General features: G+C 55.9%; 31 protein-coding genes. 1 reads left to right on the top strand and 30 read right to left on the bottom strand.

Annotation, left to right across the window (positions count from 1 at the left end):
• The first annotated feature begins 3 nt into the window (after positions 1-3).
• Complete coding sequence (gene uvrA, locus RG836_RS15725) at positions 4-2,838, top strand: excinuclease ABC subunit UvrA (protein ID WP_310847083.1); 2,835 nt, start codon at positions 4-6, stop codon at positions 2,836-2,838.
• 63 nt (positions 2,839-2,901) lie between these two features.
• Here the strand turns inward: uvrA and bfr are convergent, their stop codons facing one another.
• The 30 genes from bfr to rpsJ all read right to left on the bottom strand — a co-directional run bounded on the left by bfr (position 2,902) and on the right by rpsJ (position 18,862).
• Positions 2,902-3,369 (bottom strand): bacterioferritin, encoded by a 468-nt coding sequence (gene bfr, locus RG836_RS15720; RefSeq protein WP_310847080.1) that lies wholly within the window; start codon positions 3,367-3,369, stop codon positions 2,902-2,904.
• Between the two features lie 155 nt (positions 3,370-3,524).
• Positions 3,525-4,973, bottom strand: a complete 1,449-nt coding sequence (locus RG836_RS15715; protein ID WP_310847077.1) for a catalase — start codon at positions 4,971-4,973, stop codon at positions 3,525-3,527.
• Positions 4,974-5,162: 189 nt separating this feature from the next.
• Positions 5,163-5,549 (bottom strand): 50S ribosomal protein L17, encoded by a 387-nt coding sequence (gene rplQ / locus RG836_RS15710; RefSeq protein ID WP_003176402.1) that lies wholly within the window; start codon positions 5,547-5,549, stop codon positions 5,163-5,165.
• A gap of 42 nt (positions 5,550-5,591) precedes the next feature.
• Entirely contained in the window at positions 5,592-6,593 is a 1,002-nt protein-coding gene (locus RG836_RS15705) for a DNA-directed RNA polymerase subunit alpha (RefSeq protein WP_003186012.1), read from the bottom strand.
• A gap of 22 nt (positions 6,594-6,615) precedes the next feature.
• The gene (gene rpsD / locus RG836_RS15700) at positions 6,616-7,236 is read right to left on the bottom strand and encodes a 30S ribosomal protein S4 (protein ID WP_003176404.1); all 621 of its coding nucleotides are present in this window, start codon (positions 7,234-7,236) and stop codon (positions 6,616-6,618) included.
• Positions 7,237-7,254: 18 nt separating this feature from the next.
• On the bottom strand, positions 7,255-7,644 hold the full coding sequence (gene rpsK, locus RG836_RS15695; protein WP_002555466.1) for a 30S ribosomal protein S11: 390 nt from the start codon (positions 7,642-7,644) through the stop codon (positions 7,255-7,257).
• Positions 7,645-7,674: 30 nt separating this feature from the next.
• Positions 7,675-8,031, bottom strand: a complete 357-nt coding sequence (gene rpsM / locus RG836_RS15690) for a 30S ribosomal protein S13 (RefSeq protein WP_003186020.1) — start codon at positions 8,029-8,031, stop codon at positions 7,675-7,677.
• Positions 8,032-8,159: 128 nt separating this feature from the next.
• Complete coding sequence (gene rpmJ, locus RG836_RS15685; protein WP_002555468.1) at positions 8,160-8,276, bottom strand: 50S ribosomal protein L36; 117 nt, start codon at positions 8,274-8,276, stop codon at positions 8,160-8,162.
• A gap of 27 nt (positions 8,277-8,303) precedes the next feature.
• Positions 8,304-9,632, bottom strand: a complete 1,329-nt coding sequence (secY, locus tag RG836_RS15680; RefSeq protein WP_008073883.1) for a preprotein translocase subunit SecY — start codon at positions 9,630-9,632, stop codon at positions 8,304-8,306.
• The gene (gene rplO, locus RG836_RS15675) at positions 9,633-10,070 is read right to left on the bottom strand and encodes a 50S ribosomal protein L15 (RefSeq protein ID WP_010467269.1); all 438 of its coding nucleotides are present in this window, start codon (positions 10,068-10,070) and stop codon (positions 9,633-9,635) included. It abuts the gene before it with no gap.
• A 3-nt stretch (positions 10,071-10,073) separates the two neighbouring features.
• Positions 10,074-10,250 (bottom strand): 50S ribosomal protein L30, encoded by a 177-nt coding sequence (gene rpmD / locus RG836_RS15670; protein ID WP_010438202.1) that lies wholly within the window; start codon positions 10,248-10,250, stop codon positions 10,074-10,076.
• Positions 10,251-10,252: 2 nt separating this feature from the next.
• Positions 10,253-10,753, bottom strand: a complete 501-nt coding sequence (gene rpsE, locus RG836_RS15665; protein WP_003186035.1) for a 30S ribosomal protein S5 — start codon at positions 10,751-10,753, stop codon at positions 10,253-10,255.
• Positions 10,754-10,756: 3 nt separating this feature from the next.
• A complete protein-coding gene (gene rplR, locus RG836_RS15660; RefSeq protein ID WP_003186037.1) occupies positions 10,757-11,107 on the bottom strand; it encodes a 50S ribosomal protein L18 in 351 nt (116 codons plus the stop codon).
• Between the two features lie 10 nt (positions 11,108-11,117).
• A complete protein-coding gene (rplF, locus tag RG836_RS15655; protein WP_007896774.1) occupies positions 11,118-11,651 on the bottom strand; it encodes a 50S ribosomal protein L6 in 534 nt (177 codons plus the stop codon).
• A gap of 12 nt (positions 11,652-11,663) precedes the next feature.
• Positions 11,664-12,056, bottom strand: coding sequence for a 30S ribosomal protein S8 (gene rpsH, locus RG836_RS15650; protein ID WP_003186040.1), 393 nt, complete (start codon positions 12,054-12,056; stop codon positions 11,664-11,666).
• 207 nt (positions 12,057-12,263) lie between these two features.
• On the bottom strand, positions 12,264-12,569 hold the full coding sequence (gene rpsN, locus RG836_RS15645) for a 30S ribosomal protein S14 (RefSeq protein WP_095109687.1): 306 nt from the start codon (positions 12,567-12,569) through the stop codon (positions 12,264-12,266).
• 13 nt (positions 12,570-12,582) lie between these two features.
• Positions 12,583-13,122 carry a 50S ribosomal protein L5 gene (gene rplE, locus RG836_RS15640; protein ID WP_003210069.1) on the bottom strand — a complete coding sequence of 180 codons (540 nt, stop codon included), beginning with the start codon at positions 13,120-13,122 and terminating at the stop codon, positions 12,583-12,585.
• Between the two features lie 22 nt (positions 13,123-13,144).
• Positions 13,145-13,459, bottom strand: a complete 315-nt coding sequence (gene rplX, locus RG836_RS15635) for a 50S ribosomal protein L24 (RefSeq protein ID WP_003176416.1) — start codon at positions 13,457-13,459, stop codon at positions 13,145-13,147.
• 11 nt (positions 13,460-13,470) lie between these two features.
• On the bottom strand, positions 13,471-13,839 hold the full coding sequence (gene rplN / locus RG836_RS15630; protein WP_002555479.1) for a 50S ribosomal protein L14: 369 nt from the start codon (positions 13,837-13,839) through the stop codon (positions 13,471-13,473).
• A gap of 23 nt (positions 13,840-13,862) precedes the next feature.
• Positions 13,863-14,129 (bottom strand): 30S ribosomal protein S17, encoded by a 267-nt coding sequence (gene rpsQ / locus RG836_RS15625; RefSeq protein WP_003176419.1) that lies wholly within the window; start codon positions 14,127-14,129, stop codon positions 13,863-13,865.
• Between the two features lie 2 nt (positions 14,130-14,131).
• Entirely contained in the window at positions 14,132-14,323 is a 192-nt protein-coding gene (gene rpmC / locus RG836_RS15620) for a 50S ribosomal protein L29 (RefSeq protein ID WP_008030901.1), read from the bottom strand.
• Positions 14,323-14,736: a 50S ribosomal protein L16 gene (gene rplP, locus RG836_RS15615; RefSeq protein ID WP_003186052.1), complete on the bottom strand. Its 414-nt coding sequence runs from the start codon at positions 14,734-14,736 to the stop codon at positions 14,323-14,325. Before rplP ends, rpmC begins: the two co-directional genes overlap by 1 nt.
• Before the next feature lie 12 nt (positions 14,737-14,748).
• Positions 14,749-15,435, bottom strand: a complete 687-nt coding sequence (rpsC, locus tag RG836_RS15610; RefSeq protein ID WP_003176422.1) for a 30S ribosomal protein S3 — start codon at positions 15,433-15,435, stop codon at positions 14,749-14,751.
• 13 nt (positions 15,436-15,448) lie between these two features.
• Complete coding sequence (gene rplV, locus RG836_RS15605) at positions 15,449-15,781, bottom strand: 50S ribosomal protein L22 (RefSeq protein ID WP_003103908.1); 333 nt, start codon at positions 15,779-15,781, stop codon at positions 15,449-15,451.
• 11 nt (positions 15,782-15,792) lie between these two features.
• Positions 15,793-16,068 (bottom strand): 30S ribosomal protein S19, encoded by a 276-nt coding sequence (gene rpsS, locus RG836_RS15600; protein ID WP_002555486.1) that lies wholly within the window; start codon positions 16,066-16,068, stop codon positions 15,793-15,795.
• Between the two features lie 16 nt (positions 16,069-16,084).
• A complete protein-coding gene (gene rplB, locus RG836_RS15595; protein WP_003210080.1) occupies positions 16,085-16,909 on the bottom strand; it encodes a 50S ribosomal protein L2 in 825 nt (274 codons plus the stop codon).
• Between the two features lie 14 nt (positions 16,910-16,923).
• Positions 16,924-17,223 carry a 50S ribosomal protein L23 gene (gene rplW / locus RG836_RS15590; RefSeq protein ID WP_002555488.1) on the bottom strand — a complete coding sequence of 100 codons (300 nt, stop codon included), beginning with the start codon at positions 17,221-17,223 and terminating at the stop codon, positions 16,924-16,926.
• Complete coding sequence (rplD, locus tag RG836_RS15585) at positions 17,220-17,822, bottom strand: 50S ribosomal protein L4 (protein WP_310847061.1); 603 nt, start codon at positions 17,820-17,822, stop codon at positions 17,220-17,222. The genes rplW and rplD overlap by 4 nt, the downstream gene beginning before the upstream one ends.
• A gap of 12 nt (positions 17,823-17,834) precedes the next feature.
• Positions 17,835-18,470 carry a 50S ribosomal protein L3 gene (gene rplC, locus RG836_RS15580; RefSeq protein ID WP_007253310.1) on the bottom strand — a complete coding sequence of 212 codons (636 nt, stop codon included), beginning with the start codon at positions 18,468-18,470 and terminating at the stop codon, positions 17,835-17,837.
• Positions 18,471-18,550: 80 nt separating this feature from the next.
• The gene (gene rpsJ, locus RG836_RS15575) at positions 18,551-18,862 is read right to left on the bottom strand and encodes a 30S ribosomal protein S10 (RefSeq protein ID WP_003186070.1); all 312 of its coding nucleotides are present in this window, start codon (positions 18,860-18,862) and stop codon (positions 18,551-18,553) included.
• Positions 18,863-18,997 lie beyond the last annotated feature (135 nt).

Below are 18,997 nucleotides of genomic sequence, written 5' to 3'. Positions count from 1 at the left end.
ACTTTGGACAAGATCCTGATTCGTGGGGCCCGAACCCACAACCTGAAAAACATCGACCTGACCCTGCCACGGGACAAACTGATCGTCATCACCGGTTTGTCCGGCTCCGGAAAATCATCCCTGGCTTTCGACACGCTGTATGCCGAAGGCCAGCGCCGCTATGTCGAATCGCTGTCGGCCTACGCCCGGCAGTTCCTATCGATGATGGAAAAGCCTGACGTCGACACGATCGAAGGCCTGTCGCCGGCGATTTCCATCGAACAGAAATCGACGTCGCACAACCCGCGTTCCACCGTGGGCACCATCACTGAAATCTACGACTACCTGCGCCTGCTGTATGCGCGGGTAGGTATTCCGCGCTGCCCGGACCATGACATTCCGCTGGAAGCCCAGACCGTCAGCCAGATGGTCGACCTGGTGCTGGCCCAGCCGGAAGGCAGCAAACTGATGCTGCTGGCCCCGGTGATCCGCGAGCGCAAAGGCGAGCACCTGTCGGTGTTCGAAGAGCTGCGCGCCCAAGGCTTCGTGCGGGCCCGGATCAACGGCAAGCTCTATGAACTGGACGAAGCGCCGAAGCTCGACAAGCAGAAGAAGCATTCGATCGATGTGGTGGTCGACCGCTTCAAGGTCCGCAGCGACCTGCAGCAACGGCTGGCCGAATCCTTCGAAACCGCGCTGAAACTGGCGGATGGCATCGCCCTGGTCGCGCCGATGGACGACGAACCCGGCGAAGAGGTGATCTTTTCCGCGCGCTTCGCCTGCCCAATCTGCGGTCACGCCATCAGCGAACTCGAGCCCAAGCTGTTTTCGTTCAACAACCCGGCTGGCGCCTGCCCGACCTGTGATGGTCTGGGGGTCAAACAGTTCTTCGACATCAAGCGCCTGGTCAATGGCGAACTGACGCTGGCCGAAGGCGCGATACGCGGCTGGGACAGGCGCAACGTCTATTACTTCCAAATGCTCGGGTCCCTGGCCTCGCATTACAAGTTCAGCCTGGAGAAGCCGTTCAACGAACTGCCCGCCGACCAGCAGAAATTCATCCTGCACGGCAGCGGCTCACAGAACGTCGACTTCAAATACCTCAACGACCGTGGCGACATCGTCAAACGCTCGCACCCGTTCGAAGGCATTGTGCCGAACCTGGAGCGCCGCTACCGCGAAACCGAATCGGCCAGCGTGCGTGAGGAACTGGCCAAATTCCTCAGCACCCAATCATGCCCTGATTGCCGTGGCACCCGCCTGCGTCGCGAAGCGCGGCACGTGTGGGTCGGCGAGAAAACCCTGCCGGCGGTGACCAACCTGCCGATCGGCGATGCTTCCGAATACTTCGCCGAGTTGAAGCTGACCGGGCGCCGCGGCGAAATCGCGGACAAGATCCTCAAGGAAATCCGCGAGCGCTTGCAGTTCCTGGTTAACGTCGGCCTCGACTACCTGTCGCTGGACCGCAGTGCCGACACCTTGTCCGGCGGTGAAGCACAACGGATTCGCCTCGCCAGTCAGATTGGTGCGGGCCTGGTGGGCGTGCTGTACATCCTCGATGAACCATCGATCGGCCTGCACCAGCGCGACAACGACCGCTTGCTCGGTACGCTCAAGCACCTGCGCGACATTGGCAACACGGTCATTGTGGTCGAGCACGACGAAGACGCGATTCGCCTGGCGGATTACGTGGTCGACATCGGCCCGGGCGCCGGCGTACATGGCGGCCATATCGTAGCCGAGGGAACGCCTGCCGAAGTGATGGCGCACCCTGACTCGCTAACGGGCAAATACCTATCGGGCCGGGTCAAGATCGCCGTGCCGGCCAAGCGCACGCCGCGCAACAAGAAGCTGTCGCTGCACCTCAAGGGCGCGCGTGGCAACAACTTGCGCAACGTTGACCTGGAGATCCCGATCGGCCTGCTGACCTGCGTGACCGGCGTTTCCGGTTCCGGCAAGTCGACGCTGATCAACAACACGCTGTTCCCGCTCAGTGCGACTGCGCTGAACGGTGCGACGACCCTGGAGGCCGCCGCGCATGACAGCATCAAAGGCTTGGAACACCTGGATAAAGTGGTCGACATCGACCAGAGCCCAATCGGTCGTACGCCGCGCTCCAACCCGGCGACCTATACCGGGCTGTTCACGCCGATCCGTGAGCTGTTCGCCGGCGTGCCGGAGTCGCGCTCGCGCGGTTACGGCCCAGGGCGCTTCTCATTCAACGTCAAGGGCGGGCGCTGTGAAGCTTGCCAGGGCGATGGCCTGATCAAAGTGGAAATGCACTTCCTGCCGGATATCTATGTTCCGTGCGACGTGTGCAAGAGCAAGCGCTACAACCGCGAAACCCTTGAGATCAAATACAAGGGCAAGAGCATCCACGAAACCCTCGAGATGACCATCGAGGAAGCGCGGGTGTTCTTCGATGCGGTGCCAGCACTGGCGCGCAAGCTGCAGACCTTGATGGACGTCGGCCTGTCGTACATCAAGCTCGGGCAGTCGGCGACGACCCTGTCCGGCGGCGAGGCGCAACGTGTGAAGCTGTCCCGCGAGCTGTCGAAGCGCGACACGGGCAAGACCCTGTATATCCTCGACGAACCCACCACCGGTTTGCACTTCGCGGATATCCAGCAACTGCTCGACGTGCTGCATCGCCTGCGCGACCACGGCAACACAGTAGTGGTGATCGAGCACAACCTGGACGTGATCAAGACCGCTGACTGGCTGGTGGACCTCGGCCCCGAAGGCGGCTCCAAGGGCGGGCAGATCATTGCCGTGGGTACGCCTGAGGACGTGGCCGAGATGAAGCAGTCTCACACCGGTTTCTATCTGAAGCCTTTACTGGCCCGCGACCGCGCTTAACCGCCAGGCATGAAAAAGCCCCTGTCACTTCAACGGTGACAGGGGCTTTTTTATCGCTTCAACTCAAGAAGCGTGGGACTGCAGGTAGTTCTCGAGACCGATCAGCTTGATCAGGCCCAACTGCTTTTCAAGCCAGTAGGTGTGATCTTCTTCGGTGTCATTCAACTGGATCCGCAGAATCTCACGGCTGACATAATCCTTGTGCTGCTCGCAGAGTTCGATGCCTTTGCACAGCGCGGCGCGGACTTTGTATTCCAGGCGCAGGTCGGCGGCGAGCATGTCAGGCACAGTGGTGCCCACATCGAGATCGTCCGGACGCATGCGTGGCGTGCCTTCGAGCATGAGGATGCGACGCATCAGAGCATCGGCGTGTTGCGCCTCTTCTTCCATCTCGTGGTTTATACGTTCGTAGAGCTTGGTGAACCCCCAGTCCTCATACATCCGCGAGTGAACGAAATATTGGTCACGCGCGGCCAGTTCGCCGGTCAGCAACGTGTTGAGGTAATCGATTACATCTGGGTGGCCTTGCATCGCCCTACATCTCCCTGCTTGAAAGTCTGTAGTTTGAACCAAGCTGATCGGTACGTCACGGACCATACGCAATAAAAGCGAAGATATTCTGAGAAAAGCAGCGTAAATAACGCAAAAACCGCCCAATTGAGGGCGGTTCTGCTTCTCGTTTAGACTTAGTTAAGCTGTACGCCCAATGCCTTTGCGATTGCTTCTCCGTACGCCGCATCGGCGCGGAAAAAGTGCTGCAACTGACGATCCACCACATCGGCGGAAACCCCAGCCATGGCACCAGCAATGTTATTGATCAACAGCGCTTTCTGCTCATCGCTCATCAGGCGGAACAAGGCGCCGGCATGGCTATAGTAGTCAGTGTCTTCGCGGTGATCGTAACGATCAGCGACGCCGCTCAGTGCCAAGGGAGGCTCAGCGTAGTGCGGCGCTTGCTTCGGCGCGTTGACGTAGCTGTTCGGCTCGTAGTTCGGCGCCGAACCACCGTTACTGCCGAACGCCATGGAGCCATCGCGCTGGTAGCTGTTGACCGGGCTGCGAGGCGCGTTCACCGGCAATTGCTGGTGGTTGGTGCCGATCCGGTAGCGGTGCGCATCAGCATAGGCGAATACGCGACCTTGCAGCATGCGATCCGGCGATAAGCCTACACCGGGGATCATGTTGCTCGGGCCGAACGCCGCCTGCTCGACTTCAGCGAAATAGTTGAGCGGGTTGCGGTTCAGTTCCAGCTCGCCAACTTCGATCAACGGGAATTCTTTCTGCGACCAGGTTTTAGTCACGTCGAACGGGTTTTCGTAATGAGCTTCAGCCTGCGCTTCGGTCATCACCTGAATGTTCACGCTCCATTTCGGGAATTCACCGCGCTCGATGGCTTCGAACAGGTCACGCTGGGCGTAATCCGGGTCGGTACCCGCCAGACGAGCAGCGTCAGCGGGCGCGAGGTTCTTGATCCCCTGCTTGGTCTTGTAGTGCCATTTGACCCAGTGACGCTCGCCAGCGGCATTAATCAGGCTATAGGTGTGGCTGCCGAACCCGTGCATGTGACGGTAGCCGTCAGGAATACCGCGATCCGAAAACAGAATCGTAACCTGGTGCAGCGCCTCGGGCGAGTGCGACCAGAAATCCCACATCATTTGCGCACTCTTCAGGTTGCTTTGCGGCAAGCGCTTTTGGGTGTGGATGAAGTCGGGGAATTTCAGCGGATCGCGGATGAAGAACACCGGGGTGTTGTTGCCAACGATGTCCCAGTTACCTTCTTCGGTGTAGAACTTGAGGGCAAAGCCGCGCGGATCGCGTTCGGTGTCGGCCGAACCGCGTTCGCCGCCTACCGTGGAGAAGCGCAGGAACGTTGGAGTTTGCTTGCCGACGGTGTCGAACAGTTTAGCGCTGGTGTATTGAGTGATGTCACGGGAAACCGTGAACGTACCGTAAGCACCCGAGCCTTTGGCGTGCACACGACGCTCAGGGATGTTCTCACGGTTGAAGTGGGCGAGCTTCTCGAGCAGGTGAAAATCATCGAGCAGCAGCGGGCCGCGTGGGCCGGCGGAACGGGAATTCTGGTTGTCGGCAACAGGCGCGCCGCTTGCGGTGGTAAGCGTTTTATTCTGACTCATGCTCTCTTCCTCTTCAGTCTTCAAACTGCCGGCTAATCGGCTGGAAGAGAGTATTAATCAGCATTGTTACACCTACAAATTCATTAACCTATAGGCATCGATAGAGAATTACTAATCGCGAACACCATCACTTTTTTTAGGTCACAAAAAACCGGGCACTAGGCCCGGTTCTTCATACAGCTTGTCGTCTTACTCGGCGCTTACAGCTTCGCCGGCAGTAGCACGATCAACCAACTCGACATACGCCATAGGCGCGTTGTCGCCAGCGCGGAAACCGCACTTGAGGATGCGCAGGTAGCCACCCTCACGGGTAGCGTAACGCTTGCCCAGGTCGTTGAAGAGCTTACCAACGATAGCTTTCGAACGAGTACGGTCGAAAGCCAGACGGCGGTTAGCCAGGCTGTCTGTCTTGGCCAAAGTGATCAGCGGCTCAGCAACGCGGCGCAGTTCTTTAGCTTTCGGCAGTGTAGTTTTGATCAGCTCGTGCTCGAACAGCGACACCGCCATGTTTTGAAACATGGCCTTGCGGTGCGAGCTGGTGCGGCTCAGGTGACGACCACTTTTACGATGACGCATGGTTCATTCCTTACCAAACACAACGTTCGGTGATTACGACGATCAGGCAGTCGCCTTGTCGTCCTTCTTAAGACTTGCAGGCGGCCAGTTGTCGAGGCGCATGCCGAGGGACAGACCGCGGGAGGCCAGAACGTCCTTGATTTCAGTCAAGGATTTCTTGCCCAGGTTCGGAGTCTTCAACAGTTCTACTTCGGTGCGCTGAATCAGATCGCCGATGTAGTAAATGTTTTCCGCCTTAAGGCAGTTAGCCGAACGTACAGTCAGTTCCAGATCGTCAACCGGGCGAAGCAGGATCGGATCGATCTCGTCTTCCTGCTCGACAACCACTGGCTCACTGTCACCTTTAAGGTCGACGAACGCAGCCAACTGCTGTTGCAGGATGGTTGCAGCACGACGGATAGCCTCTTCAGGATCCAGGGTACCGTTGGTTTCCAGATCAATAACCAGCTTGTCCAGGTTGGTACGCTGCTCGACACGGGCGTTTTCCACCACGTATGCGATACGGCGAACCGGGCTGAACGAAGAGTCAAGCTGCAAGCGACCGATGCTGCGGCTTTCGTCTTCATCGCTCTGACGCGAGTCGGCTGGTTCATAACCACGACCACGAGCTACGGTGAGCTTCATGTTCAGGGCGCCGTTAGACGCCAGGTTAGCGATTACGTGATCGGGGTTAACGATCTCGACATCATGATCCAGCTGAATATCGGCAGCGGTAACCACCCCCGAACCCTTCTTCGACAAGGTCAGCGTAACTTCGTCACGGCCGTGCAGCTTGATAGCCAGACCTTTAAGGTTCAACAGGATTTCAATTACGTCTTCCTGTACACCTTCGATGGCGCTGTACTCATGGAGTACACCGTCAATCTCGGCCTCGACTACTGCACAGCCAGGCATTGAGGACAACAGGATGCGGCGCAGCGCGTTGCCCAGGGTGTGGCCAAAACCACGCTCGAGAGGCTCGAGGGTGATCTTGGCGCGGGTTGGACTGACAACCTGCACATCAATATGGCGGGGTGTCAGGAACTCATTTACCGAAATCTGCATGGATGCACCTATTTTCTAGCCCTTACTTGGAGTAGAGCTCGACAATCAGGCTTTCGTTGATGTCGGCGGACAGATCACTGCGAGCTGGAACGTTCTTGAAAACGCCCGACTTCTTCTCAGTGTCTACTTCTACCCATTCTACGCGGCCACGTTGGGCACACAGATCGAGAGCTTGGACAATGCGAAGTTGGTTCTTTGCTTTCTCGCGAACAGCAACCACGTCACCAGCACGAACCTGGTAGGACGGTACGTTTACGGTTTGACCGTTAACGCTGATCGACTTGTGCGATACCAGCTGACGGGATTCGGCACGAGTAGAGCCAAAACCCATACGGTATACAACGTTGTCCAGACGGCATTCGAGCAGTTGCAGCAGGTTTTCACCGGTTGCACCTTTCTTGCCAGCAGCTTCTTTGTAGTAGCCGCTGAATTGACGCTCGAGAACGCCGTAGATACGACGGACCTTCTGCTTTTCACGCAGTTGGGTGCCGTAATCGGACTGGCGACCGCGGCGTTGGCCGTGGATACCAGGTGCTGCTTCGATGTTGCACTTCGATTCGATCGCGCGCACGCCGCTCTTCAGGAAGAGATCGGTGCCTTCGCGACGAGCGAGTTTGCATTTTGGACCAATGTAACGAGCCATTCTTTACAATCTCCTGGATTACACGCGGCGCTTCTTCGGCGGACGGCACCCGTTGTGCGGGATTGGCGTCACGTCGGTGATGCTGGCGATCTTGTAGCCACAGCCGTTCAAAGCGCGGACTGCGGATTCACGACCTGGACCTGGACCTTTGACGTTGACGTCGAGGTTTTTCAGGCCGTATTCCAGCGCAGCTTGGCCAGCACGTTCAGCAGCTACTTGAGCAGCGAACGGAGTGGACTTGCGGGAACCGCGGAAACCCGAACCACCGGAGGTAGCCCAGGAAAGAGCGTTACCTTGACGGTCGGTAATGGTCACGATGGTGTTGTTAAAAGAAGCATGGATGTGGGCGATGCCATCAACCACTGTCTTTTTAACTTTTTTACGAGGACGAGCAGCAGGTTTTGCCATGATTAAATTCCTGTCGATTCGCTGGGGCGATTACTTGCGGATCGGCTTACGCGGACCTTTACGGGTACGCGCGTTGGTCTTGGTACGCTGACCGCGTACTGGCAGACCACGACGATGACGCAGACCGCGATAGCAACCGAGGTCCATCAAGCGCTTGATTTTCATGTTGATTTCGCGACGCAGGTCACCTTCAGTGGTGAACTTCGCCACTTCGCCACGCAGCTGTTCAATTTGCTCGTCGCTCAGATCTTTGATCTTTGCCGCTGGGTTGACCCCAGTCACCGCACAGATCTTCTGCGCGGTAGTGCGACCAACACCATAGATGTAGGTCAGCGAGATAACAGTATGCTTGTTATCTGGAATGTTAACGCCTGCAATACGGGCCATTCAGTGGGACTCCAATTGACAGCTACCTACGCCCCGGAAGCCAAGAAATAGGGCGCGAGATAATATCGCTGTAATAACAAATAATCAACCCGGCAGCGCACTAGCTGCCGGGCTTAACACAATCACACTCAGCCTTGGCGCTGTTTGTGACGCGGTTCCGCGCTGCAAATTACTCGAACAACACCTTCGCGGCGAATAATCTTGCAGTTACGGCACAGCTTTTTCACCGATGCACGAACTTTCATCACCAACTCCTCGAACCTTATGGGTACTCAGCGCAACATGCCGCTGCCGTAACCCTTCAGGTTGGCTTTCTTCATCAGGGATTCGTACTGGTGCGAAACGAGGTGCGATTGTACTTGGGACATGAAGTCCATCACAACCACGACCACGATCAGCAACGAGGTCCCGCCAAGGTAGAACGGAACGTTTGCTGCAACCACCAGGAACTGGGGCAACAGGCACACGGCCGTCATATATAGAGCACCGAACAAGGTCAAACGAGTCAGAACGCCATCAATGTAGCGTGCCGACTGCTCACCTGGACGGATGCCCGGAATAAAGGCACCGGACTTCTTCAGGTTTTCCGCTACGTCTTTCGGATTGAACATCAACGCCGTATAGAAGAAGCAGAAGAAAATAATCCCTGCACTAAACAGCAGAATATTCAACGGCTGACCAGGAGCGATCGACTGCGAGATGTCCTGCAACCAGCCCATACCTTCAGACTGACCGAACCAGGTACCCAACGAAGCCGGGAACAGCAGAATGCTGCTCGCGAAAATAGCCGGAATAACACCGGCCATGTTCACCTTAAGCGGCAAGTGGCTAGTCTGCGCAGCAAAGACCTTGCGGCCCTGCTGACGCTTGGCGTAGTGAACAGCAATACGACGCTGGCCACGCTCAATGAACACCACGAAACCGATAATCGCTACTGCCAGCAAACCGATGGCAACCAGGGCGAAGATGTTGATATCACCCTGACGTGCAGACTCGAAAGACTGCCCAATCGCTCTCGGAAGACCGGCGACGATACCTGCGAAAATCAACATCGAGATACCGTTGCCAACACCACGCTCAGTAATCTGCTCACCCAGCCACATCATGAACATCGCACCAGCCACAAACGTGGATACCGCGACGAAATGGAAGCCAAAGTCACCAGTGAACGATACGCCCTGCCCCGCCAGACCAATGGACATGCCAATTGCCTGAACGAGAGCGAGGACGACAGTGCCGTAGCGGGTGTACTGGGCAATCTTGCGACGCCCAGCTTCACCTTCCTTCTTCAACTGTTCCAGCTGCGGGCTGACGGCGGTCATGAGTTGCATGATGATCGATGCCGAAATGTACGGCATGATCCCCAGTGCAAAAATGCTCATCCGTTCCAGCGCGCCGCCGGAAAACATGTTGAACAAGCTAAGAATGGTCCCCTCATTCTGTCGAAACAGGTCCGCGAGTCGGTCCGGGTTGATACCTGGAACCGGGATGTGTGCGCCTATTCGGTAGACGATAATCGCCAGGAACAGAAAACGCAGACGAGCCCAGAGTTCAGACATACCGCCTTTGCCGAGCGCAGAGAGAGCACCTTGCTTAGCCATTTATTCCTCGAACTTGCCGCCAGCTGCTTCGATAGCCGAACGCGCACCTTTGGTGGCGCCGATTCCCTTGCCGATTGTGACAGCGCGAGTCACTTCACCGGACAGCATGATTTTCACACGCTGCACGTTGACGTTGATCACGTTGGCATCTTTCAGGGACTGCACGGTAACGATGTCGCCTTCCACTTTAGCCAGCTCGGACAGACGCACTTCTGCGCGATCCATGGCCTTCAGGGAAACGAAACCGAACTTCGGCAGGCGACGATGCAGCGGCTGTTGACCGCCTTCAAAGCCTGGAGCGATGGTGCCACCGGAGCGGGAGGACTGACCTTTGTGGCCACGGCCACCGGTCTTGCCCAAACCACTACCGATACCACGGCCCGGACGATGCTTTTCGCGACGGGAACCCGGCGCTGGACTCAGATCATTGAGTTTCATCGATTAACCCTCTACACGCAGCATGTAGTAAGCCTTGTTGATCATCCCGCGATTCTCGGGAGTATCCAGGACTTCTACAGTGTGACCGATGCGACGCAGACCCAGACCCTTAACGCACAGTCTGTGGTTAGGGATGCGGCCGGTCATGCTTTTGATCAGCGTTACTTTTACGGTAGCCATGATCAGAAGATCTCCTTGACGCTTTTGCCACGCTTGGCAGCAATGGATTCAGGAGACTGCATTGCCTTCAAACCTTTGAAAGTGGCGTGAACCACGTTTACCGGGTTAGTCGAGCCGTAGCACTTGGCCAGAACGTTCTGAACGCCAGCAACTTCGAGGACAGCACGCATAGCGCCGCCAGCGATGATACCGGTACCTTCAGAAGCAGGCTGCATGTACACCTTCGAAGCGCCGTGAGCGGACTTCATTGCGTACTGCAGAGTGGTGCCGTTCAGATCAACCTGGATCATGTTGCGGCGAGCAGCTTCCATTGCCTTCTGGATCGCAGCAGGCACTTCACGCGACTTGCCACGGCCGAAGCCAACACGGCCTTTACCATCACCTACCACGGTCAACGCGGTGAAAGTGAAGATACGGCCGCCTTTAACGGTTTTGGCTACGCGGTTAACTTGAACCAGCTTCTCGATGTAGCCTTCGTCGCGCTTTTGGTCGTTATTTGACATAACTTAGAACTCCAGCCCAGCTTCACGAGCAGCATCAGCCAGCGCCTTGACGCGGCCGTGGTACTTGAAGCCAGAGCGGTCGAAAGCCACCTGCGAGACGCCAGCGGCTTTAGCACGCGTAGCGACCAGCTGGCCAACCTTAGTGGCCGCGTCGATGTTGCCAGTGGCACCATCACGCAGTTCTTTATCCAAAGTCGAGGCACTTGCCAGGACTTTGTTGCCGTCGGCCGAAATGACCTGGGCGTAGATGTGCTGCGACGAGCGGAACACGCAGAGACGCACGACTTCGAGTTCGTGCATTTTCAGGCGTGCTTTGCGAGCGCGACGCAGTCGAGTAACTTTTTTGTCGGTCATTTGCTATGCCCTACTTCTTCTTGGCTTCTTTACGACGGACGACTTCGTCCGCGTAGCGCACACCTTTGCCTTTGTACGGCTCTGGTGGACGGAAGTCGCGGATCTCGGCGGCCACTTGACCTACCAGCTGCTTATCGATACCCCGGATCAGGATGTCGGTCTGGCTAGGAGTCTCAGCGGTGATGCCTTCCGGCAGTTCATAATCCACTGGGTGCGAGAAGCCAAGAGCCAGGTTCAGCACTGTGCCTTTTGCTTGCGCTTTGTAACCAACACCGACCAGCTGGAGCTTGCGCTCGAAGCCTTGGCTTACGCCTTGGACCATATTGTTTACCAACGCACGAGTGGTACCAGCCATTGCGCGAGTCTGTTGATCGCCATTGCGAGCAGCAAAACGCAGCTCACCGGCTTCTTCAACGATCTCAACGGACGAATGGATGTTCAGTTCGAGAGTGCCCTTGGCACCCTTCACCGAAAGCTGTTGGCCTGCGAATTTTACTTCGACACCGGCTGGCAGCTTAACGGGGTTCTTAGCGACGCGAGACATGCTTATCCCCCCTTAGAACACAGTGCAAAGAACTTCGCCGCCGACACCGGCAGCGCGCGCAGCACGATCCGTCATCACACCTTTGTTGGTGGAGACGATAGACACACCGAGACCGCCACGAACTTTTGGCAGATCATCGACGGACTTGTACTGACGCAGGCCTGGTCGGCTAACGCGCTTCACTTCCTCGATGACCGGACGGCCTTCGAAGTATTTCAGCTCGATGGACAGCAGTGGCTTGATTTCGCTGCTGATCTGATAACCCGCGATATAACCTTCGTCCTTCAGGACTTTGGCTACAGCTACCTTCAACGTGGAAGATGGCATGCTGACGACGGACTTTTCAGCCATCTGGGCATTACGGATTCGAGTTAGCATGTCCGCTAACGGGTCCTGCATACTCATGGGCTAGACGCTCCTAAACAAAAAAATAAGCCTTACGGCTACTACCTTCGCCGAGAAACTCCGCGCGAAAAAAGCACGGGCTCAGGCGAGCCGGGTATTCTAGACACACCCCACAAATGAATCAAGCCCCAAAAGGGGCTTGATTCAAGTTCAAGGTCACCGAAGGTCAGGATCCTGGGATCGAGACCACCATGACTTTGATATTGCTTACCAGCTGGCTTTAACCAGACCTGGTACGTCACCACGCATTGCCGCTTCACGCAGTTTGTTACGGCCGAGGCCGAACTTGCGGTAAACGCCGTGTGGACGACCGGTCAGGCGGCAGCGGTTACGCATGCGCGAGGCGCTTGCGTCACGTGGCTGCTTTTGCAGAGCGACTGTAGCTTCCCAGCGTGCTTCTGGACTTGCGTTCAGATCAACGATGATAGCTTTCAGTGCTGCACGCTTCTTGGCGTACTTGGCAACCGTGAGCTGACGCTTCAGCTCGCGGTTTTTCATGCTCGTCTTGGCCATTTTCCTACTCCAATCAGTTGCGGAACGGGAATTTGAAAGCACGCAACAGGGCGCGACCTTCATCATCGTTCTTGGCAGTGGTGGTCAGGGTAATGTCCAGACCGCGGAGAGCATCGATCTTGTCGTAGTCGATTTCCGGGAAGATGATCTGCTCTTTTACGCCCATGCTGTAGTTACCACGACCATCAAAGGACTTGGCATTCAGGCCGCGGAAGTCGCGGACCCGAGGCAGGGAGATCGACAGCAGACGATCCAGGAATTCGTACATACGCTCACGGCGCAGGGTCACTTTGACGCCGATCGGCCAACCTTCACGGACTTTAAAGCCAGCGATGGACTTCCGAGCGTAGGTCACAACGACTTTCTGGCCGGTGATCTTTTCCAGGTCAGCAACAGCGTGCTCGATGACTTTTTTGTCGCCGATCGCTTCGCCCAGACCCATGTTCAGGGTGATTTTGGTAACGCGCGGAACTTCCATCACGTTCGAAAGCTTAAGTTCTTCCTTAAGTTTCGGTGCGATTTCCTTCCGGTAAATCTCTTTTAGTCGTGCCATGGTCTCATCTACCTAGCAGTGTTCAAGCATCAACCGCTTTTTGGGTCGACTTGAAGACACGAATTTTCTTGCCGTCTTCTACTTTGAAACCAACGCGGTCAGCCTTGTTGGTTTCGCCGTTGAAAATGGCGACGTTAGAAGCATCCAGCGGAGCTTCTTTTTCGACGATACCGCCCTGCACGCCCGACATCGGGTTAGGCTTGGTATGACGCTTGACCAGGTTCAGACCACCAATAACCAGACGGTTGTTAGCGAGAACCTTAAGCACCTTACCGCGCTTACCTTTGTCTTTGCCGGCGATCACGATGATCTCGTCGTCACGACGAATCTTTTGCATGTCGGATCTCCTTACAGCACTTCTGGGGCGAGCGAGACGATCTTCATGAACTTCTCAGTACGAAGTTCACGGGTCACTGGCCCAAAGATACGGGTGCCGATCGGCTCTTGCTTGTTGTTCAGAAGAACAGCAGCGTTGCCATCAAAGCGGATAATGGAGCCATCAGCACGACGTACACCGTGACGAGTGCGGACTACAACAGCAGTCATCACTTGGCCTTTTTTCACTTTACCGCGAGGAATTGCTTCCTTGACGGTAACTTTGATGATGTCACCGATACCAGCGTAACGACGATGGGAGCCACCCAGCACCTTGATGCACATAACGCGGCGAGCGCCGCTGTTATCGGCCACATCGAGCATGGATTGAGTCTGAATCATATAATTTCTCCGACCCCTAGTCCTTAGACTTCCACAGCGCGTTCGAGAACATCAACCAGCGCCCAAGACTTGGTCTTGGCCAAAGGACGAGTTTCACGAATAGTGACTTTGTCGCCGATGTGGCACTGATTGGTTTCGTCGTGCGCGTGCAGCTTAGTCGAACGCTTAACGTATTTACCGTAGATCGGGTGCTTTACGCGACGCTCGATCAGAACGGTGATGGTCTTGTCCATTTTGTCGCTGACAACACGGCCAGTCAGCGTACGGACGGTCTTTTCGGCTTCAGCCATGATTACTTACCTGCCTGCTGTTTGAGCACAGTCTTCACGCGAGCGATGTCACGCTTAACTTGCCGGAGCAGGTGAGACTGCCCCAACTGGCCAGTTGCTTTCTGCATGCGCAGATTGAACTGGTCGCGCAGCAGGCCGAGCAGTTGCTCGTTAAGCTGCGGCGCGTCTTTTTCACGAAGTTCATTCGCTTTCATCACATCACCGTCCGTTTAACAAAGGAGGTGGCGAGCGGCAGCTTTGCAGCAGCCAGGGCGAAAGCCTCACGCGCCAGCTCTTCAGAAACGCCCTCGATTTCATACAGGACTTTGCCTGGCTGAATCTGAGCAACCCAATATTCCACGTTACCCTTACCTTTACCCATCCGAACTTCGAGTGGCTTTTTGGTTACAGGCTTGTCCGGGAATACACGGATCCAGATCTTGCCGCCACGTTTTACGTGACGGGTCAGAGCACGACGCGCTGACTCGATCTGACGAGCGGTGAGACGACCACGAGCTACAGACTTCAGCGCGAACTCGCCGAAGCTGACTTTGCTACCGCGCAATGCCAGACCACGGTTGTGGCCAGTCATTTGCTTGCGGAACTTCGTACGCTTTGGTTGCAACATTTGGCGTACCCCTTACTTAGCAGCTTTTTTACGAGGCGCTGGTGCTTGTGGTTTCAGCTCTTCTTGGCGACCACCAATTACTTCGCCTTTGAAGATCCAAACCTTTACACCGATCACACCGTAAGTGGTGTGAGCTTCGTAGTTGGCATAGTCGATGTCGGCACGCAGGGTGTGCAGTGGCACACGACCTTCGCGATACCATTCAGTACGTGCGATTTCAGCACCGCCGAGACGACCGCTCACTTGGATTTTGATGCCTTTGGCACCAATGCGCATGGCGTTCTGTACAGCGCGCTTCATAGCGCGACGGAACATTACGCGACGCTCCAGCTGCTGAGCTACGCTCTGCGCAACCAACATACCGTCGAGTTCCGGCTTGCGGATTTCTTCGATATTGATGTGCACAGGCACACCCATTTGCTTGGTCAGGTCCTGACGCAGTTTCTCAACATCTTCACCTTTCTTCCCGATAACGATACCTGGACGAGCGGTGTGGATGGTGATACGTGCAGTTTGTGCCGGACGATGGATATCGATACGGCTTACGGACGCGCTTTTTAGTTTGTCTTGGAGATACTCACGCACCTTCAGATCAGCGAACAAATAGTCCGCATAAGTCCGACCGTCTGCGTACCAGACGGAGGTGTGCTCCTTGACGATTCCCAGGCGAATGCCAATGGGATGTACTTTCTGACCCATCTCTTCGACTCCGTTACTTGTCAGCAACCTTGACAGTGATATGGCAAGACCGCTTGACGATGCGATCAGCACGGCCTTTGGCACGCGGCATGATGCGCTTCAGCGAACGCCCTTCGTTGACGAAAACGGTGCTGACCTTAAGGTCATCAACATCTGCGCCTTCGTTATGCTCGGCGTTGGCTACGGCCGACTCCAGCACTTTCTTCATGATCTCGGCGGCTTTCTTACTGCTGAAAGCCAACAGGTTGAGCGCTTCGCCCACCTTCTTCCCGCGGATCTGGTCGGCGACCAAGCGGGCTTTCTGGGCGGAGATTCGAGCGCCCGACAACTTAGCGGCTACTTCCATTTCCTAACCCCTTAACGCTTGGCTTTCTTGTCAGCCACGTGCCCACGATAAGTGCGGGTACCGGCGAACTCGCCCAGTTTGTGGCCGACCATGTCTTCGTTAACGAGAACCGGGACGTGTTGACGACCGTTGTGTACTGCGATGGTCAAACCGACCATTTGTGGCAGGATCATCGAACGGCGCGACCAGGTTTTAACTGGTTTGCGATCGTTCTTTTCCGCCGCCACTTCGATCTTCTTCAGTAGGTGAAGATCGATAAAAGGACCTTTTTTCAGAGAACGTGGCACTGTCGTATCCCTCTATTTACTTGCGACGACGGACGATCATTTTGTCGGTACGCTTATTACCACGAGTCTTCGCGCCCTTAGTCGGGAAGCCCCATGGCGATACCGGATGACGACCACCAGAGGTACGACCTTCACCACCACCATGTGGGTGGTCAACCGGGTTCATGGCAACACCACGAACGGTTGGGCGAACGCCACGCCAGCGTTTGGCACCAGCTTTACCCAGCGAACGCAGGCTGTGCTCGGAGTTCGAGACTTCACCCAGGGTCGCGCGGCATTCAGCCAGCACTTTACGCATCTCACCAGAACGCAGACGCAGGGTCACGTAGACACCTTCACGAGCGATCAGCTGAGCCGAAGCACCAGCGGAACGAGCGATTTGCGCGCCTTTACCTGGCTTCAATTCGATGCCGTGTACGGTGCTACCAACTGGAATGTTACGCAGTTGCAGAGCGTTGCCCGGCTTGATCGGCGCCAAGGCACCTGCGATCAGCTGGTCGCCAGCGCTCACGCCTTTAGGCGCGATGATGTAGCGACGCTCGCCATCTGCGTACAGCAGCAGAGCGATGTGAGCAGTACGGTTTGGATCGTATTCGATACGCTCGACAGTGGCAGCGATGCCATCTTTGTCGTTACGACGGAAGTCGACCAGACGATAATGCTGCTTATGACCACCACCGATGTGACGAGTGGTAATACGGCCATTGTTGTTACGACCACCAGTCTTCGATTTTTTCTCGAGCAGCGGTGCGTGAGGAGCGCCTTTATGCAGCTCCTGGTTGACCACCTTGACCACAAAACGGCGGCCAGGGGAAGTCGGTTTGCATTTAACGATTGCCATGATGCACCCCTTCCTTACTCAGCACTGCTGCTGAAATCGAGATCTTGGCCTGGCTGAAGGGAGATAACTGCCTTCTTCCAGTCATTACGCTTGCCCAGACCGCGAGCAGTGCGCTTGCTCTTACCCAGAACATTCAGGGTAGTAACGCGCTCTACTTTCACGCTGAACAGGCTTTCGACGGCCTTCTTGATTTCCAGCTTGGTTGCGTCAGTAGCAACTTTGAAAACGAACTGGCCTTTCTTGTCTGCCAGAACCGTAGCCTTCTCGGAAACGTGCGGGCCAAGCAGAACTTTAAATACGCGTTCCTGGTTCATCCCAGCAGCTCCTCGAATTTCTTCACGGCCGACACGGTGATCAACACCTTGTCGTATGCGATCAGACTAACTGGATCGGAACCTTGCACGTCACGTACATCAACGTGTGGCAGGTTGCGAGCAGCCAGGTACAGGTTCTGATCAACAGCATCAGACACGATCAGGACATCAGTCAGACCCATGCCATTCAGCTTGCTGAGCAGATCTTTGGTTTTCGGTGCTTCAACAGCGAAGTCCTGAACCACGACCAGACGATCAGTACGCACCAGCTCAGCAAGGATGGAACGCATTGCTGCGCGATACATCTTCTTGTTCAGCTTCTGGGTGTGATCCTGTGGACGAGCTGCGAAAGTAGTACCGCCGCCGCGCCAGATTGGGCTACGGATGGTACCGGCACGAGCACGGCCAGTACCTTTCTGACGCCATGGGCGCTTGCCGCCACCACGAACGTCGGAACGGGTCTTTTGCTGCTTGCTACCTTGACGGCCGCCGGCCATGTAGGCCACGACTGCTTGGTGAACCAGCGTCTCGTTAAACTCGCCGCCAAATGTCAGTTCGGAAACTTCGATCGCTTGAGCGTCATTTACATTTAATTGCATGTCAGCTTCCCCTTAACCGCGAGCCTTGGCTGCTGGACGTACAACCAAGTTGCCGCCAGTAGCGCCAGGAACAGCGCCCTTGACCAACAACAGATTGCGTTCAGCGTCCACGCGCACTACTTCGAGGGACTGCACGGTCACGCGCTCAGCGCCCATATGACCGGACATTTTTTTGCCCTTGAATACACGACCAGGAGTCTGGCACTGGCCGATAGAGCCTGGAACGCGGTGGGACACGGAGTTACCGTGGGTATTATCTTGCCCGCGGAAGTTCCAACGCTTGATCGTACCCTGGAAGCCTTTACCCTTGGACTGACCGGTTACATCAACCAGTTGGCCAGCGGCGAAGATTTCAGCGTTGATCAGATCGCCGGCCTGGTAATCGCCTTCTTCAAGGCGGAATTCCATTACGGTACGACCAGCGGCTACGTTCGCCTTGGCGAAGTGGCCAGCTTGAGCAGCTGTAACACGCGAAGCACGACGCTCGCCTACAGTGACTTGCACTGCACGATAGCCATCGGTCTCTTCAGTTTTGAACTGGGTGACGCGATTCGGCTCGATCTCAATGACCGTGACCGGAATGGAGACACCTTCTTCGGTGAAAATACGGGTCATACCGCATTTACGACCGACTACACCAATAGTCATGTTGTAAACCTCATGAGTGTACGGGGCTTTCACCCGCTATGGCCGCCCATTTCAGAGCGTTACACGACTAAGACCGAGTCTTAGCCGAGGCTGATCTGCACTTCCACACCGGCCGCAAGATCAAGCTTCATAAGAGCATCAACGGTTTTATCCGTTGGCTGGACGATGTCCAGAACGCGCTTATGAGTACGGATCTCGTACTGGTCACGCGCGTCTTTGTTGACGTGCGGGGAGACCAGAACGGTGAACCGCTCTTTACGGGTAGGCAGTGGAATTGGACCACGCACTTGAGCACCAGTACGTTTCGCGGTTTCCACGATTTCCTGGGTGGATTGGTCGATCAGGCGATGGTCAAAAGCCTTCAACCTGATACGGATTTGCTGATTTTGCATTGGATTTCAGACTCCGGCTGCTATTCCCACCGGGCGCAATACGCCCGTTAAAAGGAGGCGCAATTCTATAGACGCCCCAGATAGGTGTCAACCCAATAAAAAAGCCCCCGCTAGGCGGGGGCTTTTTCAAGTCAT

It is taken from the genome of Pseudomonas rhizozeae, assembly GCF_031583775.1.
GTDB lineage: Bacteria > Pseudomonadota > Gammaproteobacteria > Pseudomonadales > Pseudomonadaceae > Aquipseudomonas.
This window is presented reverse-complemented; position numbering and strand designations above follow the sequence as displayed.

Coding starts and splice junctions, on each gene's coding strand:
- rplE (WP_003210069.1), bottom strand. CDS start 13,122: ATGGCACGACTAAAAGAGATTTACCGGAAGGAAATCGCACCGAAACTT.
- RG836_RS15705 (WP_003186012.1), bottom strand. CDS start 6,593: ATGCAGATTTCGGTAAATGAGTTCCTGACACCCCGCCATATTGATGTG.
- bfr (WP_310847080.1), bottom strand. CDS start 3,369: ATGCAAGGCCACCCAGATGTAATCGATTACCTCAACACGTTGCTGACC.
- rpsJ (WP_003186070.1), bottom strand. CDS start 18,862: ATGCAAAATCAGCAAATCCGTATCAGGTTGAAGGCTTTTGACCATCGC.
- secY (WP_008073883.1), bottom strand. CDS start 9,632: ATGGCTAAGCAAGGTGCTCTCTCTGCGCTCGGCAAAGGCGGTATGTCT.
- rpsK (WP_002555466.1), bottom strand. CDS start 7,644: ATGGCAAAACCTGCTGCTCGTCCTCGTAAAAAAGTTAAAAAGACAGTG.
- rpmD (WP_010438202.1), bottom strand. CDS start 10,250: ATGGCTACCGTAAAAGTAACGCTGATCAAAAGCATGACCGGCCGCATC.
- rplR (WP_003186037.1), bottom strand. CDS start 11,107: ATGACCGACAAAAAAGTTACTCGACTGCGTCGCGCTCGCAAAGCACGC.
- rplW (WP_002555488.1), bottom strand. CDS start 17,223: ATGAACCAGGAACGCGTATTTAAAGTTCTGCTTGGCCCGCACGTTTCC.
- rpsQ (WP_003176419.1), bottom strand. CDS start 14,129: ATGGCTGAAGCCGAAAAGACCGTCCGTACGCTGACTGGCCGTGTTGTC.
- rplX (WP_003176416.1), bottom strand. CDS start 13,459: ATGCAAAAGATTCGTCGTGACGACGAGATCATCGTGATCGCCGGCAAA.
- rpsN (WP_095109687.1), bottom strand. CDS start 12,569: ATGGCCAAGACGAGCATGAAAAACCGCGAGCTGAAGCGTCAGCTCACG.
- RG836_RS15715 (WP_310847077.1), bottom strand. CDS start 4,973: ATGAGTCAGAATAAAACGCTTACCACCGCAAGCGGCGCGCCTGTTGCC.
- rpmJ (WP_002555468.1), bottom strand. CDS start 8,276: ATGAAAGTTCGTGCATCGGTGAAAAAGCTGTGCCGTAACTGCAAGATT.
- rpsD (WP_003176404.1), bottom strand. CDS start 7,236: ATGGCTCGTTACATTGGTCCAAAATGCAAACTCGCTCGTCGCGAAGGC.
- rplN (WP_002555479.1), bottom strand. CDS start 13,839: ATGATTCAGACTCAATCCATGCTCGATGTGGCCGATAACAGCGGCGCT.
- rpsM (WP_003186020.1), bottom strand. CDS start 8,031: ATGGCCCGTATTGCAGGCGTTAACATTCCAGATAACAAGCATACTGTT.
- rplB (WP_003210080.1), bottom strand. CDS start 16,909: ATGGCAATCGTTAAATGCAAACCGACTTCCCCTGGCCGCCGTTTTGTG.
- rplF (WP_007896774.1), bottom strand. CDS start 11,651: ATGTCTCGCGTCGCTAAGAACCCCGTTAAGCTGCCAGCCGGTGTCGAA.
- rpmC (WP_008030901.1), bottom strand. CDS start 14,323: ATGAAAGCGAATGAACTTCGTGAAAAAGACGCGCCGCAGCTTAACGAG.
- rplP (WP_003186052.1), bottom strand. CDS start 14,736: ATGTTGCAACCAAAGCGTACGAAGTTCCGCAAGCAAATGACTGGCCAC.
- rplD (WP_310847061.1), bottom strand. CDS start 17,822: ATGCAATTAAATGTAAATGACGCTCAAGCGATCGAAGTTTCCGAACTG.
- rpsH (WP_003186040.1), bottom strand. CDS start 12,056: ATGAGTATGCAGGACCCGTTAGCGGACATGCTAACTCGAATCCGTAAT.
- rplV (WP_003103908.1), bottom strand. CDS start 15,781: ATGGAAGTAGCCGCTAAGTTGTCGGGCGCTCGAATCTCCGCCCAGAAA.
- rplO (WP_010467269.1), bottom strand. CDS start 10,070: ATGAAACTCAATGATCTGAGTCCAGCGCCGGGTTCCCGTCGCGAAAAG.
- rplC (WP_007253310.1), bottom strand. CDS start 18,470: ATGACTATTGGTGTAGTCGGTCGTAAATGCGGTATGACCCGTATTTTC.
- rpsE (WP_003186035.1), bottom strand. CDS start 10,753: ATGTCAAATAACGACCAAAAGCGCGACGAAGGCTACATCGAGAAGCTG.
- rplQ (WP_003176402.1), bottom strand. CDS start 5,549: ATGCGTCATCGTAAAAGTGGTCGTCACCTGAGCCGCACCAGCTCGCAC.
- rpsC (WP_003176422.1), bottom strand. CDS start 15,435: ATGGGTCAGAAAGTACATCCCATTGGCATTCGCCTGGGAATCGTCAAG.